At 37.1% G+C, this 18,314-nt stretch carries 15 protein-coding genes; 12 read left to right on the forward strand and 3 right to left on the reverse strand.

Going from position 1 to position 18,314, the window contains the following annotated elements:
• Nucleotides 1-146: 146 nt before the first annotated feature.
• Entirely contained in the window at nt 147-1,325 is a 1,179-nt protein-coding gene (locus tag ACQKOG_RS11025; protein WP_370075817.1) for an MDR family MFS transporter, read from the reverse strand.
• 392 nt (nt 1,326-1,717) lie between these two features.
• Complete coding sequence (locus tag ACQKOG_RS11030) at nt 1,718-1,939, reverse strand: DeoR family transcriptional regulator (RefSeq protein WP_036118795.1); 222 nt, start codon at nt 1,937-1,939, stop codon at nt 1,718-1,720.
• 355 nt (nt 1,940-2,294) lie between these two features.
• On the opposite strand from ACQKOG_RS11030, the gene pepV reads away from it, so the two are divergent.
• The 7 genes from pepV to ACQKOG_RS11065 all read left to right on the forward strand — a co-directional run bounded on the left by pepV (nt 2,295) and on the right by ACQKOG_RS11065 (nt 10,243).
• Complete coding sequence (gene pepV, locus ACQKOG_RS11035; protein ID WP_427446403.1) at nt 2,295-3,701, forward strand: dipeptidase PepV; 1,407 nt, start codon at nt 2,295-2,297, stop codon at nt 3,699-3,701.
• Nucleotides 3,702-3,728: 27 nt separating this feature from the next.
• Nucleotides 3,729-4,583 carry a D-amino-acid transaminase gene (gene dat / locus ACQKOG_RS11040; RefSeq protein WP_427446405.1) on the forward strand — a complete coding sequence of 285 codons (855 nt, stop codon included), beginning with the start codon at nt 3,729-3,731 and terminating at the stop codon, nt 4,581-4,583.
• A 354-nt stretch (nt 4,584-4,937) separates the two neighbouring features.
• A complete protein-coding gene (locus ACQKOG_RS11045; RefSeq protein WP_370075811.1) occupies nt 4,938-5,942 on the forward strand; it encodes a nuclease-related domain-containing protein in 1,005 nt (334 codons plus the stop codon).
• A 3-nt stretch (nt 5,943-5,945) separates the two neighbouring features.
• The gene (locus tag ACQKOG_RS11050; protein ID WP_370075809.1) at nt 5,946-6,878 is read left to right on the forward strand and encodes a diacylglycerol/lipid kinase family protein; all 933 of its coding nucleotides are present in this window, start codon (nt 5,946-5,948) and stop codon (nt 6,876-6,878) included.
• 111 nt (nt 6,879-6,989) lie between these two features.
• Nucleotides 6,990-7,637, forward strand: coding sequence for a tRNA (guanosine(46)-N7)-methyltransferase TrmB (trmB, locus tag ACQKOG_RS11055; RefSeq protein ID WP_427446407.1), 648 nt, complete (start codon nt 6,990-6,992; stop codon nt 7,635-7,637).
• A gap of 11 nt (nt 7,638-7,648) precedes the next feature.
• On the forward strand, nt 7,649-8,512 hold the full coding sequence (locus ACQKOG_RS11060) for a YtnP family quorum-quenching lactonase (RefSeq protein WP_370075805.1): 864 nt from the start codon (nt 7,649-7,651) through the stop codon (nt 8,510-8,512).
• 504 nt (nt 8,513-9,016) lie between these two features.
• On the forward strand, nt 9,017-10,243 hold the full coding sequence (locus ACQKOG_RS11065) for an ATP-grasp domain-containing protein (protein ID WP_370075803.1): 1,227 nt from the start codon (nt 9,017-9,019) through the stop codon (nt 10,241-10,243).
• A gap of 81 nt (nt 10,244-10,324) precedes the next feature.
• Here ACQKOG_RS11065 and ACQKOG_RS11070 read toward each other — a convergent pair whose 3' ends face one another.
• A complete protein-coding gene (locus ACQKOG_RS11070) occupies nt 10,325-10,639 on the reverse strand; it encodes a hypothetical protein (protein ID WP_323655168.1) in 315 nt (104 codons plus the stop codon).
• 285 nt (nt 10,640-10,924) lie between these two features.
• Here ACQKOG_RS11070 and ACQKOG_RS11075 point away from each other — a divergent pair, with 285 nt between their 5' ends.
• From ACQKOG_RS11075 to ACQKOG_RS11095, 5 genes are all read left to right on the forward strand, one after another.
• Nucleotides 10,925-12,001: a M42 family metallopeptidase gene (locus tag ACQKOG_RS11075; protein ID WP_370075801.1), complete on the forward strand. Its 1,077-nt coding sequence runs from the start codon at nt 10,925-10,927 to the stop codon at nt 11,999-12,001.
• Nucleotides 12,002-12,076: 75 nt separating this feature from the next.
• Nucleotides 12,077-12,598, forward strand: coding sequence for a DUF84 family protein (locus tag ACQKOG_RS11080; protein ID WP_370075799.1), 522 nt, complete (start codon nt 12,077-12,079; stop codon nt 12,596-12,598).
• A 440-nt stretch (nt 12,599-13,038) separates the two neighbouring features.
• Entirely contained in the window at nt 13,039-13,863 is an 825-nt protein-coding gene (locus ACQKOG_RS11085; RefSeq protein ID WP_370075797.1) for a DUF1444 domain-containing protein, read from the forward strand.
• Entirely contained in the window at nt 13,860-14,474 is a 615-nt protein-coding gene (ytpR, locus tag ACQKOG_RS11090) for a YtpR family tRNA-binding protein (protein ID WP_427446411.1), read from the forward strand. Before ACQKOG_RS11085 ends, ytpR begins: the two co-directional genes overlap by 4 nt.
• A gap of 441 nt (nt 14,475-14,915) precedes the next feature.
• Nucleotides 14,916-18,260 (forward strand): DNA translocase FtsK, encoded by a 3,345-nt coding sequence (locus ACQKOG_RS11095; RefSeq protein ID WP_402868328.1) that lies wholly within the window; start codon nt 14,916-14,918, stop codon nt 18,258-18,260.
• Nucleotides 18,261-18,314 lie beyond the last annotated feature (54 nt).

Genomic DNA, 18,314 nt, shown 5'->3' on the forward strand with positions numbered 1-18,314 from the left:
AAAGCGAAGCGACAGCAACAAATGTTTTATCTGTGCGAAAGCGAAGCGACAGCAACAAATGTTTTATCTGTGCGAAAGCGAAGCGACAGCAACAAGCCCCCAGTCGGAACGGAAATCAACCACACACATTATGATGATGAGCCACTTTATTCCTTGTGGTGTATCTTAAGCTTTGATCTATAAAATAAACAACTGCATAAAACTAGAACTGCAATGACCGCAAACATTGCGTTCATATAATGTGTTAGCAGCCACCCGCCAATAATTGGTCCAATAAAGCCCCCTAAATTTTTAAATTGAGCTGCTCCTAAATAAGTTCCCTTTTGTGTATCAGGCGCAATTTCATCAATCATGACATTCATAGTCGGAAAGGCGAAAATTTCACCAATCGTGAATATAATCATAGCGATAATATATAACGGATAGTTATTTGAGAAGCCGAATAATAAAAGACCAAACACGAAGAACAAAATCCCTACTAATAGAGTAGCTGCCGATGAAAAACGTTCTGAAAGTATACTAATCGGTAATTGTAGTAATAACACAACTGCTGCATTTATTGAGATTAGTAGAGAATAGAGTTTGGCACCATTTTCAATTTTGAGTTCAATGATTTGTGGCAATGTGGAATCAAATTGAGAGTAACCAATATTTATTAAAATTGCCCCAAAAATAAAGCTTAGTAATACACGATTCGTCAATAGTATCGTAAAGGTTTGCAGTATTTTCGTTGGTGTTGAAGCTTTTGGTTGTTGCATTTCATAGCGATTTAACACGAAAAATAAAAATACAGCATAAATAATATACATAGTTCCTGTCAGCATGAATGGAATACTTGGGCTGGACAATTGAGAAATATAAACACCAATAATAGGACCGATAACAGCAGCTATGTTAATGGCTGTGTAACGAAGTGAAAACAATCTTTTTCGTTTATCAGCAGGAGTAAAATCAATCATTAATGCCTGTGTCGAGGGTTCAAAGAAGGAGCGACATAAGCCATTAAGGGCGTTCAATGCTACAAAGAACCAAATCGTTTGTGCTGTTGCAAAGCCAAAGAACACAATGCTCCAAACAATAATCGTAAGCAAAATGACGTTTTTTCTACCAAATCGGTCAGTTAAATAACCGCCAAAGAATCCGCCTACAGTGGAGATTAACGGTGCAATACCAATCGTCAAGCCTATTTGTAAAGGGGATGCTTCAATTTCATTATGTAAGTAAATTGCTAAAAAGGGCATTGCCATAAAACTTGCAATACGTGTGAAAATGGTTCCCCCTAAAATAATCCAAACTAGCGGATGAAACAGTTTGGGAAGTTTCATAGAATCCTCCTCTCAAAATGTAGAATGTTTCGATTTTAACGGATTGTTAATCAATTGTAAATAGTCAAAAAACATTTGAAGATAACGCTGAGAAAACGAATGTTACAAAAATACATGAATTGTTAGCAAATAAAGGGCTCCAATCAATTTATATACATGGCATACTTTTAAAATAATGTTATCCTCAACTGTTGATGATGAATACCGTAAATAATGAATTTCATGATTAGTGGAAATTTCACTAAAAGTAATCGCAAACTTTTGAGAGGTATTTGCTTGGAAGCTTGAGAAATTGTGGGGAATCAAAAAATAGTAGAAAACAAAAAAAGAATGACCACGACGAAAGGTCATTCTTTTTCCATACAAGATGCTTTACGTGTTACACGTAAAAACTAAGACGTCATTTTTACTTTTTTCTTCGTCGTTGTCCATTTGCCTCGACTTGGACTCATCACCAAATCGTTAAAGGCTAACACGTTCAAATCTCTTTGAACGGTGCGAGGAGTGATACTAAACTCTTCGACTAAATCCTGTGTAGACACGGTTCCTTTGTCTAAAATAAACATGTACACATCTTTAATACGATTAAGCATTCGATCAGTAGTTGGTTTCATAAATGAACCACTCCTTCATCTTAATTCTCTTGGCAAAGACTAGCGGACGACAATATGTGCGGAGTGCACTTAGGCTAATAAGTAGCTGCCTTAGACATCCCCTTTTCTAATTTTATATTCAGAAAAATCATTCTGATAATTTCATTATATAGAAAAGCTAGTCGATTTTCTAGTGAATGCAAGGGAAATTTACAATTAAGACATAAAATTTAAACTGTATTTTGTGGGAATAAGTGAAAAACGTGCTATATGTGGTAGTGTTCGAAGTAAGATTTTGAAAAGTTGTCAGAAAGATGATTGTAATTTATGTTGTTAAGAGTAGAATAATGTTATTACTTTAGAGGAGGTCCATCATATGGATTGGTTACAAGCTGCAAAGGAAAGACAAGATGAATTGATACAAGAGTTACAGGAGCTTGTGCAAATTAATAGTGTTCTTGATGAGAATACGATCACTACTGAAGTACCTTTTGGTGATGGTCCATTAAAGGCTCTGGAATGGTTATTAGCAAAGGGCCAAGCTGAAGGTTTGCAAACTAAAAATATTGATAATTATGCAGGTCACCTACAGATGGGTGAAGGTGACGATTTATTAGGTATTTTATGTCATGTTGACGTGGTACCAGTTGGTGATGAAACAGATTGGACATACCCACCCTTTAGCGGCACTGTAGCAGATGGTAAGCTATTTGCTCGTGGCGCAATAGATGATAAAGGACCAACAATTGCGGCATGGATGGCAATGAAACTTGTTAAAGATGCAGGCGTTGAGCTTAATAAAAGAGTACGTATGATAATTGGTACGGATGAAGAAACTGGCTTCCGCTGTGTCGACCACTATTTTAAACATGAGGAAATGCCGACGATTGGATTTGCACCAGATGCGGATTTCCCGCTCATCAATGCTGAAAAAGGCATTGCCGAGCTAGTGTTCTCTCAAAATAAAACAGGTGATGCTTCGAAAGAACAGCTATTACTATTTAATGCTGGAAAGCGACCAAATATGGTACCGGATTTTGCAAAAGCAACGGTGCAGTTCGTTTCCTCACAATTCGAACAGAATTTTCACGCATTTTTAAGTAAAAATCAGCTAGAAGGGTCTTTATTAATCGAGGGTTCTCGCTATATAATAACTATCAAAGGTAAGGCAGCCCATGCAATGGAGCCGGAAAAAGGTGTCAATGCAGCTGTTTATCTTGCAGCATTTTTACAACAAGAGTTGACGACAGAGGCAAGTAAACAATTTGTCGACTTTACCGCAGATGTTTTTTATCAAGATCATTATGGTAACAAGCTTGATTTACAATTCGAGGATGAAATGTCTGGTAAAACTACATTAAATCCAGGTATTGTGACCTACGATGTGGCTAAAGGTGGCAGCATGGTCATTAGTATGCGCTATTCTGTCTCATATCCGTTTGATGAAAAAATCACGGAAGCACAACGCTTAACTGTGGCAAAAGGATTTTCATTGGATATTCAAGATGACTCTAAACCTCATTATGTAAGCGAGGACGATGCATTTATCCAGACTTTAGCAGATATTTATAGACGTCAAACCGGAGACTATGAAACACCTCTACTGTCTACTGGTGGTGGTACGTATGCGCGTGTCATGAAAAAAGGTGTAGCATTTGGCATGCTGTTCCCAGGTGAACCTGACGTAGCGCATCGTGCGGATGAGTTTGTCGTCATTGAAAATCTTATAAAAGCAACAGCTATTTATGCTGAAGCAATTGTTGAACTTGCAGGAAACAAATAAATTAAAGATGAAAAGGATGAACGAAGCATGGCATATTCATTATGGAATGATCAAATCGTTGAAGAAGGATCAATTTCAGTATCTCCAGAAGACAGAGGTTACCAATTTGGTGACGGTATTTATGAAGTAATTAAAGTTTATAACGGAAACATGTTCACAGCACAAGAACACATTGATCGTTTCTATGCGAGTGCCGATAAAATTCGTCTTGTCATTCCGTATACTAAAGACGTATTACACAAATTATTACATGATCTTATCGAAAAAAATAATTTGGAAACGGGTCATATTTACTTCCAAATTACACGTGGTACAACTTCTCGTAATCATATTTTCCCGGATACAAGTGTTCCAGCTGTATTAACAGGGAATGTTAAAGTTGGCGAGCGTTCGTATGAAAACTTTGAAAAAGGTGTTAAGGCTACCTTTGTCGAGGATATCCGCTGGTTACGTTGTGATATTAAATCATTAAATTTATTAGGTGCTGTACTGGCGAAACAGGAAGCATCTGAAAAAGGTTGCTATGAAGCTATTTTACATCGTGGTGACATCGTAACAGAATGTTCATCAGCAAATGTTTACGGCATTAAAGATGGTAAGCTTTATACACACCCTGCAAATAACTTCATTTTAAACGGTATTACACGCCAAGTTATTTTAAAATGTGCTGAGGAAATTAATTTAACAGTTATTGAAGAACCAATGACGAAGGCTGATGTATTAACAATGGATGAGGTAATTGTGTCATCTGTATCTTCTGAAGTAACACCTGTTATCGATGTTGATGGTAACAAAATTGGTGCTGGAGTTCCAGGTGAATGGACTCGTAAATTACAGCAAGCATTCGAAGCGAAATTACCGCTTTCTATTAATGCGAAATAAATAAATCCTTTAAGAGAACTACCTAAACCTGGGTAGTTCTCTTTTTCTATAGAGCAAATTATGGATGTTTTATCCTGAAACGTCATGTAAAATAAAAAGGATGAATGAGTTGTAGAATGATCGCTATCGGAATTTAAAGTTAAAGAGCAAATGTCGATGTAATGAATGCAAATGTCTATTTATCTTTATTTAGTAATTTTTTATGTAGCGAAAGCATAGTGCTAATGAAGCTACAGCTATAACTACAACTACATTATGCCAAGGAGAAAATTGATACTTCGATTTGCCTTCCGAGCAGTTGTAGGGAGATTAGCAAATTAGATATAGGGCGAGTAAGATTGGAGTGACCTTAACATGGCGCAATTGGTGAAAATACAAGATTATATTTCACGCTATCAGATTGATTTAGCAAGATATCCAACTCAATTTGTACGCTTAAAGAAAAGTCAATGGGAGCGTGTTAAGCGACAGTGGGAGTTAGGAGAAGAAATTAGTGAGTGGCAACATACCGACGACGATTCAGAAAATGATTCTTTCGCAGAAAAAGAGAGATTTTCTTTATTCAAAAAGATATTTGCAGGTCGTCAGAAGGAAGAAAATGAGGACGTTGAACAGATCGAAATATCGAATGAACTAGTAAGTGATGAAGATAGCATACCTGAAGAAGAAACGACTTTAACATTTGAACCAAAAATTGTCTACGCACCACAATCTATTCATGAATTAAAACGAATGTTTATCGATCAATTTTTCCATTTCCAAATGAAATGGGCAAGTTCAACATTACGTGAAAAGTCGTATGTAGATCCTCGTTTTATGCGTGATCCATTACTACGAAATTTATTGCAAAAATTACCGGACAATTATTTACTTTTTTATTATCCTATTTTACAAATTAGAAAAGCACCTATAGAGCTGGATGTCGTACTAATGTCACCGACAGAATGTATATGTATAACAGTGCTGGAAGCAGAAAATCAAGCAGTTTATGTTGGAGGCAGTGAGCGATTCTGGATCAAAAAAGTAGGAACGAAGGATTCAAAAGTCCTTAATCCAATGATAAGTTTAAATCGTATGGAGTCTGTATTAACTCAATTATTTATGCAGGACGATATAAATATGCCAATTCGTAAGGTTATTTTATCCCAGAATGGCTATTTCGATTATCCAGGGTCACCTTATGGAATTCAATTTGTTGATCGTCGAAATTATGGAGAGTGGATGGAGCATTTAAAGAAAGTATCCTCTCCTATGAAACATATGCAAATTCGTGCTTCTCAAACGATTTTAAACAACGTACAAACAACATCTTTTAATCGAGATATTTGGAAGCAATCTTCTCAACCAGCCGGGGATTAGTGAATGCAAGTATTATTTATTGTGAATGAAGCAGCAGGGCACGGCAAAGGTAAGAAAGTTTGGCATCACCTTCAACAACAATTAACAATGAACTATGAAGTCGCTTTTACAGAATATGAGGGGCATGGACAGGAACTTGCAAAAAATTGGGCGCAAGATGCTCAAACCAAAAAATTAATTGTTATTGTTGGCGGTGACGGCACAATACATGAGATTGTTAGTGGCGTTGTACATAATAAATTTATAGTTATTGGTGTAGTCCGTGCTGGTTCCGGAAATGATTTCGCACGATACTTTACTACATTTCAAAATGCTTTTCAAATTGAAAGCTATATACAAAAAGAAATGGCTAACCTCCAAATGGATGTTGGTACCGTTCAATTTGGAGATCAACTGCACGAAATATTTGTTAATAATGCTGGTGTGGGCTTCGATGCATTTGTCACAAAAAGAATTAATAAATCCCGTTTGAAGCTTTACCTCAATAAAATCGGGCTCGGCAAGCTATCCTATGCTGCCGCCGTTGTAAGAGGGTTATTTAGCTTTAGATGTTTTGATGTAACTATTCGTACAAACAATCAAGAATGGCAATTTAAGCAGGCGTGGTTTGTTGCGATGAGCAATCAACCTTATTTCGGAGGTGGAATGAAAATTTCCCCATCTTCTAAACCAGATGATGGACAAGTCGAAATAACAATCGTTCACGGTATTTCACGCCTTAAATTGCTACTAGTTTTTAGCACGGTTTTTTTTGAAAAGCATACAAAATTTAAAGAGGTTACTTTTTTGCAAGGCAATCAATTTAACATTTTCGTGCACGCAAATAACGTTGATGCTCATACGGATGGTAATTATATCGGAGAAATTAGAGAGGGAACGGGGATTCATTGTACAGTGCAACGTAATGCTTGGCAGGTTATATCAGACGGGCATTGAAGATGGCCCATCACTAAAATATCATTTCGCAATAATTTCATGCGAATTTTATGGTTATACGTTATACTATAAAAAATCAATAATTTCATGAGAAAGAAATGAGGAAAAAAATTGAGATTAAGAAATAAGCCTTGGGCGGAGGAAATGATTACGAGTCATCCAGAGGTGATTGTTCCGAATCCTGAAGACTTTAAAGGTAATTGGCAGGCTGTTTTTGGAAATGACAACCCGCTACATATTGAAGTAGGTACTGGGAAAGGTCAATTTGTCACAGGTATGGCCTTACAAAATCCGGATATAAATTATATTGGCATTGAGCTTTATGACAGTGTAATTGTTTGTGCATTAGAAAAAATTTTAGAGGCTAAATCTCCAGCGAATTTACGATTATTAAAAGTAAATGGCGCAGATTTATATAAATATTTTGGAAAAAATGATGTAGAGCGTGTGTATCTGAATTTCTCAGATCCTTGGCCGAAAACGCGCCATGCTAAGCGACGTTTAATGCACGGGGATTTTTTGAAATTATATGAGTCGATTTTAGTGGATGAGGGGGAAATCCATTTTAAAACGGACAACCGTGGTTTGTTTGAGTATTCATTAATGAGTATGTCTGAATATGGTATGTTACTAAAGTATGTATCACTCGACCTACATGCGAATATGCCAGAGGATAATGTTATGACTGAATATGAGGAGAAATTTTCTGCTAAAGAACAGCCAATTTATCGTCTAGAATCGCAATTCTTTACTAAATAGGGGGAGTATGGATGGATCAGTTAAAGTTTCACAATATGTCATTATCATGGCTAAACGGGGGTGTCACTTGCCTTGATGGCGGTGCTATGTTTGGAGTTGTACCAAAACCACTTTGGTCACGCAAATATCCAGTCAACGAAAAAAATCAAATCGAGCTACCAACTGAGCCGATTTTAATTCAATATGGTGGCAAAAACTATCTTGTTGATACTGGTGTTGGCTTTAACAAATTAAATGAAAAACAGCTACGAAACTTTGGGGTCACTGAGGAATCAACATTAGCGGCTAGCTTACAGGAGCTAGGATTAACAACAGCTGATATTGATGCAGTATTAATGACACATTTACATTTTGACCATGCTGGAGGTTTAACGCAATGGGAAAATGATGTACTTGTACCAACATTCCCAAACGCCAAAATCTTCGTAACGAAAATCGAATGGGAAGAAATGCGTGAGCCGAATATTCGCTCGAAAAATACGTATTGGAAAGAAAACTGGGAGCCAGTTCAGCACTTAGTAGAAACGTATGAAGGTACGTTAGAGGTAGTTCCGGGTATTGAAATGATCCATACGGGTGGTCATAGTGATGGACATGCCATTATAAAATTAACTCAAAATGGCGAGGTATTATTGCATATGGCAGATATTATGCCAACACATGCACACCAAAATCCATTATGGGTTTTAGCGTATGACGATTATCCAATGACGAGTGTCTATGCGAAGGAACGTATAATGAAAGAAGCACTTGCGAATGGCTACGGCTTTATTTTCTACCATGATGCGTATTACCGCATGATTAAATGGGATGAAACAGGTAAAGAAATTGTAGATAAGCTAGAACGTAGTAGACAAGCTGTTATTACATTCTAATTAATAGAACGTGTGAACCTTTTGTGTTCGCACGTTTTTTTCATCGTGTTGAAAACGATTGTGTCAATAAAATTAAGGTAATTAAATAAAGTATTGCTCTTTGGCAAAACTAGGGTTTGATTTCCGTTCCGACTGGGCGCTTTCCTGGGGGCGTCCGATGAGCCGCTTCACTCGCGTTGCTCGTTCCAGGGTCTCATCTGTGACGCTAATCCCCGAGGAGTCGCCCATTCTCCACTCCAATCAAACGCTTCACATAGTATGTATCTCGGGTATGTCACTCTAATTTATAGTGATAAAACGGAACTTCACTTATTGTTTTATGCAAACGTAAGCTATGTGATAAAAATTATTGTAGTTGTATAGTAGGAACAGAAATTAACTTAACGTTATGAAGATATGCTTAATTGTCTATACCCCATTTTTTTGACACTTTTCTCGTGAACATCTTGGAAAATATGATACACTAAAAACTATACTAAAACACAAAAGAGAGTTGAAATTTACATGGCAACTGAGCAACCATTTTTACCAGTATTATTAGGATCAGATATGAATGCATATGGTATGGCACGTGCATTTTATGAAGCATATGGCATTAAACCACTAGTATTAGGACGTTCACATTTAACGGCAACGCAAGATAGTCATATCATAAATTTCGAAGAGATTGATCGCTTAAATGAACAGGATGTATTTGCACCTGCACTTGCAAAGGTCGCAAAAAAATATTCTGATAAAAAACTACTGTTGTTAGCTTGTGGAGATGATTATGCAAAGCTTATTATCAAAAATAAGCCAGCATTGCAGGAACATTTTACAGTACCATACATTGATGAATCACTTATGGATGAAATTTTATTAAAAGAAAATTTCTATAAAATGTGTGATAAGTACGATTTTAAATATCCAGGTACGACGACTGTAACAGCAGACAATTACGAAAACTTTACACCACCATTTGATTACCCAATTATTTTAAAGGCATCGAACTCGGTGGAATATTGGGCATGTAAATTCCCAGGTAAGAAAAAAGTTTTCGTTGCGAATGATGAAGCTGAAAAAACAGCTATTTTAAAAGCAATCTACAGCTCAACTTATCAGGATACAATGATTATTCAAGAATTCATTCCAGGTGATGATTCGTATATGCGTGTATTAAATGCGTATGTAGGGAAAGATGGCAAAGTGAAGCTAATGTGTCTAGGAAACCCAATCTTAGAAGAGCATTCACCTGAAGGAATCGGTAGTTATGCAGCCATTGTTACAACATACGATAAAGAATTAATGGATCAAGTACGTTCCTTCTTAGAGGATATCGGTTATACAGGCTTTGCAAACTTCGATATGAAATACGATATGCGTGACAAACAGTATAAGTTGTTTGAAATTAACTTACGTAATGGTCGCTCTAGTTATTATGTAACAGCAAGTGGTCATAATTTAATGAAATATGTAGCTGATGACCATATGTTAAATATTGAACAGGAAGTAACTTATGTTCAGGACAAGCATTTATGGATGATTATTCCTAAGGGTGTTCTGTTCAAATATGCATCAAATGAAAAGCTTAAGCTAGAAGCGAAAAAATTAATTCGTGAAGGAAAATATACAAACTCTCTTTACTTTAATCAAGATATGAATGCGAAACGTTGGGTGAAGCTAACATTAAATAATTTAAATTATTATCGCAAATATAAAAAATACTTCAACAATAAAGGATTGTCTGAGTAAAACAAAGAAGCCATCTCAACTAACTGAGATGGCTTCTTTTGTAGGGTTCTATAATATTTGTTCGTGTATTGCTGAGTAAGGTTACACTTCTGTTAGCTCTACTACTACACCTGAGCGAGCGTCAGCAGCAAATTCAAATGTTTGCATTTCGCCCTCGTTCATACGAGAGATACCTCCACGATATACAGGAATAGTCATAATGCCGTTTGAGAAATTGTCTGTCTTCATAAAAATCCAAGAACCGTCAATCGGTGAATCCTTTTTAAATTCCTTTTTTATGTTTTCGAGTACTTGTCCTGCAGGTACATACGGAGAAACCTTTTCACTTGCTTCTTTAACAATGACTGCGGCAGCTAGGCCAGTAGCAACACCAATTAAAAAATCACGTAATTTCATGCTTTTTTCCTCCTTTTTCTATAGCTCCATTTTAACATAGCATACAGAGTGAATGCACGTTCACACTTTAGCACTTTTTAGGAAATGTATCAATATTTCGGATTTGGAAATTGCACGGAGGCTTCGCTTTTGCACTGAGCAAATTTTGGATAAACTTCGAAGAGAAACTACACTTTCATTTTATCTTGCGGCTCATTGAAAAATGGGAGTTTTCTGCTGAATATAGATAAATATGTTACAATGGCAAAGGAAGAATATTCTACTTCGTGGGGAGAGAGAGTCATCATGAATGAGGAAACATTACAATTATTTAAAACACTAACAGAATTACCAGGCGCGCCGGGAAATGAACATGCGGTACGTGCGTTCATGCGTTCTGAGTTGGAAAAGTACTCGGATGAGATCGTTCAGGATAATTTAGGGGGTATTTTCGGTGTGAAGCATAGTGAAATTGCTGATGCACCAAAAGTGTTAGTTGCTGGTCATATGGATGAAGTGGCATTCATGGTTACTTCTATTACTGATAATGGGATGATCCGCTTTCAAACATTAGGTGGCTGGTGGAATCAGGTAATGCTAGCGCAACGAGTTGAAGTGTTTACTAAAAATGGTGCGATTCCTGGCGTGATTTCATCAATACCACCACATTTATTAACAGATGCTGAACGTTCTAAACCGATGGATATTAAAAATATGCTTATAGATGTTGGCGCAGACAATAAAGAAGATGCTATTGCACTTGGCGTTCGTCCAGGTCAATCAATTATCCCTGTCTGCCCATTTACACCAATGGCAAATCCGAAAAAAATTATGGCCAAAGCTTGGGATAACCGCTATGGCTGTGGATTGGCAATTGAATTGATGAAAGAAGTAAAAGGTGAAAAGTTAGCCTCGCATTTATATGCAGGTGCCAATGTAATGGAAGAAGTTGGTCTGCGAGGTGCTCAAGTGTCCGCAAATATGATTAAACCAGATTTATTCTTTGCTCTAGATGCTTCACCTGCAAATGATATGTCAGGAGAAAAAAATCAATTTGGTCAGCTTGGAAAAGGGACATTATTACGTATTCTTGACCGTACGATGGTTACACATAGAGGCATGCGTGAATTCATCTTAGATACTGCGGAAACGAATAATATCCCTTATCAATATTTTGTATCACAAGGTGGTACGGATGCAGGACGTGTACACACGGCAAATGACGGCGTTCCTAGTGCAGTAATTGGTGTTTGCTCACGCTATATTCATACATCTGCTTCAATTATTCATATTGATGACTATGCAGCTGCAAAAGCTTTAATTGTGGAACTAGTGAAAAAAGCAGATCGTTCGACATTAGCAACGATTCGCGCTAATGTATAATGTGATTCCGCTGGAAGAAGTTAAAAGATGCCTTTAGGGGCATCTTTTTCTATGCGAAGAAAGAGGGATTAGAAAATGAACATAACTATTGGAACAACAAACAAAGCAAAAACAGAGGCAGTTGAAGTTATAGCTAGAAAATATTTTGATAAACCAAATTTCACCTACGTCAAGGCAGCTTCGCAAGTATCTGATCAACCGATGACTCATGAAGAAACACGATTGGGAGCAATAAACCGTTCGAAAAACGCAATCAAAGAGACGGGTGCTCAATTATCGTTTGGATTGGAGGGTGGAGTGACTGAAATAGATGGTGTTATGTACGTTTGTAACTGGGGAGCACTTACAGTTTCAAATGGCACAACTTATACAGCTGCTGGCGCACAAATTATATTACCAGAAGAAATTGCCCAGGAAATAAGAGCTGGGAAGGAACTTGGGCCTGTAATGGAGCACTTTACACAACGCCGAGATATCCGACAAGGTGCGGGAGCTGTAGGTGTTTTTACTCAAGGGTTAGTAAGTCGTCAGATGATGTTCGAGCATATAGTTTCGCTTCTTATTGGCCAATATTTATTCACATTAGCACATGACTAGTTTCTGTTGATTAGTGATAATGGAATAGTGAAGTTGCAACTTTAAAATAATTTTTTAAAAATAGAAAAATATATGATAATTTACATGAGATGACGAAAATCGTTCATTCGGTTAAGATTAAATAATTGGATAGTTTTGAACAGAACGGTTTACAAACATGTGAGCCGTTTTCTCTTCATTTAACTTCTTTCAGCAATTATTTTCTGTAGCGCAAAAAACATTTGTTGGCCCAAAGCCGATTCCGGACGCAATTATGCCAAGGCATAATTGATTATATTAAGTTACAATAGACTCCTATCTATAGTTGATGGACTAAATAAGGGTGAAGGATACCCAGATTTGCTGGAGTAAACGTCACATTCTGCGACAATTTATTTCTGCGCGTCAGCGGTAATTACACCAAAAATATAAATTAATTTAGAAGAAAGGGTATGAGCTAGGTGAAACAAATTAAATCAGAACAACTTGTGACCCTATTAAAACAACAATTGAATGAGGAAAAGTTTGATTTTGAATTTGATAAAAAGCACGATAAATTACGCCTAAACCATAAAAAAATTGGTAAAGGAATGGAGCTATCTCTACCAGGCATTTTAGCAAAATATAATGACAAGCAAGGGGCTGCAATCGATGAAGTTGTTTATACAATCGAGCAAACCTTTAATGCTATGGAACAAGAAATGGAACAGGGATTCCAAGATATTACAAAAATTTATCCAGTTATTCGCGCAACATCCTACCCTAAAGCCTCGAAGGAGGGGCATGCATTCATTACTACTGAACATACGGCAGAAACACGTATTTTTTATGCGCTTGATTTAGGAAAAACCTATCGTTTTATTGATGAATCCATGTTAGAGGTACTACAATTAACAGTAGAGCAAATTCGTGAAATGGCACGATTTTCCGCAAAGCAACTGCCAACAGTTTATAAAAAAGATGAAGTTGCAGGGAATATTTTCTATTTTGTTAATGCTAATGATGGCTACGATGCAAGTCGTATTTTAAATGAAAGCTTTTTGAAAGAGATGCAGACGAACATTGAAGGTGACATGACGTTATCTGTGCCACATCAGGATGTATTAATAGTAGGTGATATTCGTAATGAAACAGGGTATGATGTATTAGCGCAGATGACGATGCATTTCTTCGCTGTCGGTACTGTACCGATTACGTCATTATCTTTTATTTATGAAGACGGGGAGCTAGAACCGATCTTTATATTAGCAAAAAACAGAGTTAAAAAGGAGCAAGAGAAACAATGAATGTATTTTACAACAAAGAGCATGTAGGAGATGTATTGCTAGTACAATTAGCAACAGAATCAATCGTGAAGACGGAGTTAGAACGTGCGGGTGATATTGCTATATTAAAGGAAGCACAAACGGGAGAAATTAAAGCATTTAATTTATTTAATGCCAGCAACTATATTCAAACTGATGCAAAAGGTCTAGTAGAAGTTACTCCAGAATTAGTAGCTCAACTAGAGGCAGCTATTGCAAAAAATGGAGCCGTAATCAGCCTTGATGTAGATTTTTCTCCAAAATTTGTTGTTGGCTATGTAGGAACAAAGGACAAGCATCCAAATGCTGATAAATTAAGTATTTGTTCTGTAAACGTAGGTGAAGAAACATTACAAATTGTATGTGGTGCGCCAAATGTGGAAGCAGGTCAAAAGGTTGTTGTAGCTAAAATTGGTGCGGTGATGCCTTCTGGAATGCTTATTAAAGAAGGTAATTTACGTGGTGTTGAATCATACGGTATGTTATGTTCAGCACGCGAATTAGCAATACCAAATGCACCTTCTGAAAAAGGAATTTTAGTATTACCTGAAGATGCGAAAACTGGTAGTGCGTTTGAGGCACCAACTAGATAAAGCCATAGGAAGCACTTTAGCTGTGCGAAAGCGGAGCGGCAGCAACAAATGTTTTCTGTGCGAAAGCGCAGCGACAGCTACAATTTGCTAAGTGAAAATTGATTATATGTACTTAAAATCGTTATGCTACTATTATGCTAGTAACATAACGATTTTTTTATGTAGAATGAGCCTCTTAATGCAAGTTTCTGTTACATTTTTATGGTATGCTTTTTGTTATAGACATTTAACTTCTTTCAGAGGTCTCCTACCTCTATAGGTGGTGAGATGAATGCAGGTTTAGGCTACTTTTCAGTGGGTGTCCAAATACCCGCTAGAAATAGAGGAACTCAGTCTAGTGACCACATCGTGTTGGCCCAAAGCCTTCGGACGCAATTATGCCGAGGCATAATTGATTTAGTTAATGCTATAAATGAAGTGTAAGAGAAATGAGTGAACAAAGTGAATTGGTTAAAAAAACAAATGAATAAATTTATAAATAAAGATGACAATGATTACGAATATGAAGAGTTTTATGATGACTATGAAGAAGAACAATCCGAGCAGTTGCCTTCATATAAAGAAGCAACTGTAGCAAAGCAAAAAACTTTTCGTTTTCCGTTAATAGAGGATGAGGAATTTTCGGCTTCACCATCATCACCACCATCAAAAGAAGCATTCAATCAAATGGACGATACTTACTCCGGACAAATTGAAGATTTATCGCTACCGAGGCATTTAAATAATCATATTGTAGATTCGAGTGTTTATGATATTGAGGTTTCAGGTATTCGAGATCTATTAGCAAATCGGACGAAGAGAACTGGTAGAACGACGATTACACGAAGTCAGCCTGAACAGGAGAACCGTTCAAAAGCAAGTCTTGTTTTTCGAGATGCGCAAAATGAGGTACCGACGCCACCTAAAAATACGAATTATCAATTAGAAAAAGCAGATGAAAGTGTTTTACCCGAAAATCGCAAGCGTTTTGTACCAAGTGATGTTCCGTCACCAGTCTATGGTTTTTCTAAGCCAAGCCCAATTGAGCAATTATTAGAGAAACGGAAGGAAGAGCACGACAAGAAAGAGTTAGAAATACCTACTGCTTCTAAGTCTTTAAAAGAAACGACAACAAATGAGACTAATGAAAATATACTAGAAGAAAAAGAGCCTATTAGCGCAGTTCGGAAAGATGAACAGCTTGAAAACCCTGAAAAAATTGAAGTACCTGCAATGCAACCGATTACTTTTGAAGATAAATTAACAGACGAAACAAATGATCATAGTGAAAAAACGACGACGGAATTACCTGTACCGCAAACAACTTCTTTTGCTGTAGAATTTGAAAATCAAGTGAAAGAAGCCGTTCAACATGAGCTGAATATTGAACAACTATCATCTGACCAATCAGAAATCCATGTAAAAGAAGTAGTTGTAGAACAAGTACAAATCGAAAATTCTACCATCCACATTGGTGAAGTTACAGTAGTCCAGCCACCAATGAATGAAGATGATAAGCAAGATGTGTTGCAGGAACAGTCTTTAGAAGAGCAATCTGTAGAAAAGAAAGAAAAAAGTGGCATTCCATTTAATGTTTTAATGCTAAAAACTGATAAAGAGAAATGGAGAATCCAACAGCAATTTAAAAATATGAAGCCGACATCAACAATTGTTGAAATAAATCAAGAGGAACAGGAGCCTTCATCTGAGCTTATTAATTCGGGAGTAGAACATCAATTAGTGACATCTGAAAAAGAACAAATTCCACAATCTATAGATATGGGGATTAGTGAGCTAGAGATGGACAATAAAACAACTCCACAGTTGACGAAGGAAAACGAGTTTTCTATTGAAAATACTACTCCATCTGAAAAAGAACAAATTCCACAATCTATAGATTTAGAGATAAGCGAGTTAGAGGTGGACAATAAAACAGCTACAGAGTTGACGAAGGAAAACGAATTTTCTATTGAAAATACTATTCCATCTGAAAAAGAACAAATTCCACAATCTATAGATTTAGAGTTAAGCGAGTTAGAGGTGGACAATAAAACAGCTACAGAGTCGACGGAGGACAACGAGGTTTCTATTCAAAATACTGTTCCATTCAATGCTGCAACAGAGAGTGTCTCAGTCATTACAATGGCACCAGTCACATCAATGTCTAACGTTTCGACATTAGAAAAAACAGTGATTGATGTTGAGAGCTTCGACGAAATTTCAGCAACTACTGAAATGGACGTAGAAACAGCTACTGAACAGAAGCTTACTACCGAGAATATAGATATTCCTGAGGTGAATTTTATTGATACGGAGGAGTATCCGGAGCAACCTTCCATATTAGATGAAACATTAGTAGAAGTTCAAGTACAGGAAACACCTCGAAAACCTGTTCATGTGTATCAAAAGCCAGATGATGAGTTTTTAGAGCCACCTGAGGAAAAAACACAAGATACTGAGTGGATGGAGCAACAGGGAGATACATTGGTCGAAGCTTTGTCTTATTTCCAAGTCTCAGCTCAAATAGAATCCATTATGCAAGGACCTGCCGTGACACAATTTGAAATAACCGTGAGTCATGGTACAAAGGTTAGCAAAATCCGCAATCTATCAGATGATTTGAAGCTTGCATTGGCAGCGAAAGACATCCGCATCCAAGCACCGATTCCTGGGAAGAGCTCAATTGGCATTGAGATACCGAACCGTGTATCTCGCGCTGTTCGATTATCAGAAGTGACAAATAGTGCTTCTTTCCTCGAGTCAGATTCACCGTTAGAAGCAGCATTGGGTCTGGATTTAACAGGGAAGCCTGTAACTATTGATTTACGAAAAATGCCACATGGATTAATTGCCGGAGCTACAGGTTCTGGTAAATCGGTTTGTATCAATTCAATTTTGGTTAGTTTATTATATAAAGCTGCACCACATGAATTAAAGCTGATGCTTATCGATCCTAAAATGGTAGAATTAGCACCGTTTAATCATATTCCACATTTAGTTAGCCCGGTCATCACCGATGTTAAGGCTGCTACAGCTGCACTGAAATGGGCAGTGGAGGAAATGGAGCGTCGTTATCAGTTATTTGCACATGCGGGCGCACGTGATATTACACGTTATAATGCAATTGCGGATAAAAATAATGAACATAGCTTAAAATTACCATATATTCTAATTGTCATTGATGAATTGGCAGATTTAATGATGATGTCTCCTGCAGATGTAGAGGAGGCGATTTGTCGTATTGCTCAAAAGGCACGTGCTTGTGGTATCCATTTAATTGTTGCAACTCAAAGACCGTCTGTTGACGTTATTACAGGGCTTATTAAATCAAATATTCCTACACGTATTGCTTTTGCGGTATCATCACAAATCGACTCACGTACAATTTTAGATGCGCAAGGTGCAGAAAGATTGCTTGGACGAGGCGATATGTTATATTTAGGTAATGGTATGTCTGCTCCGGTGCGTTTGCAGGGGACATTTGTGACAGATGATGAAATTGAAGCGATCATTGAGCATGTTCGTGAGCAAGGAGAGCCTGATTATATATTCGATCAAGAGGAACTTTTAAAGAAGACGGAGGTTTCCGCTGAGCAAGATGAACTGTTCGAGGATGTATGTCGATTTGTTTATGAGCAGGGAGGAGCTTCTACGTCCTTAATTCAGCGCAAATACCATATTGGCTATAATCGTGCTGCTCGTTTAATCGATATGTTGGAATCGCATGGCTTTGTGTCTGAGGCACGTGGCAGTAAACCACGAGAAAGTTACATTACAGAAGAAGATTTAATTGCTATGTTTGAATAAGAATTACATTGTTTTCGTATAGATTATCTTATTCACGTCAAAATTAGTATTTTT

It is taken from the genome of Lysinibacillus sp. NPDC093216 (assembly GCF_050280325.1).
Lineage (GTDB): Bacteria > Bacillota > Bacilli > Bacillales_A > Planococcaceae > Lysinibacillus.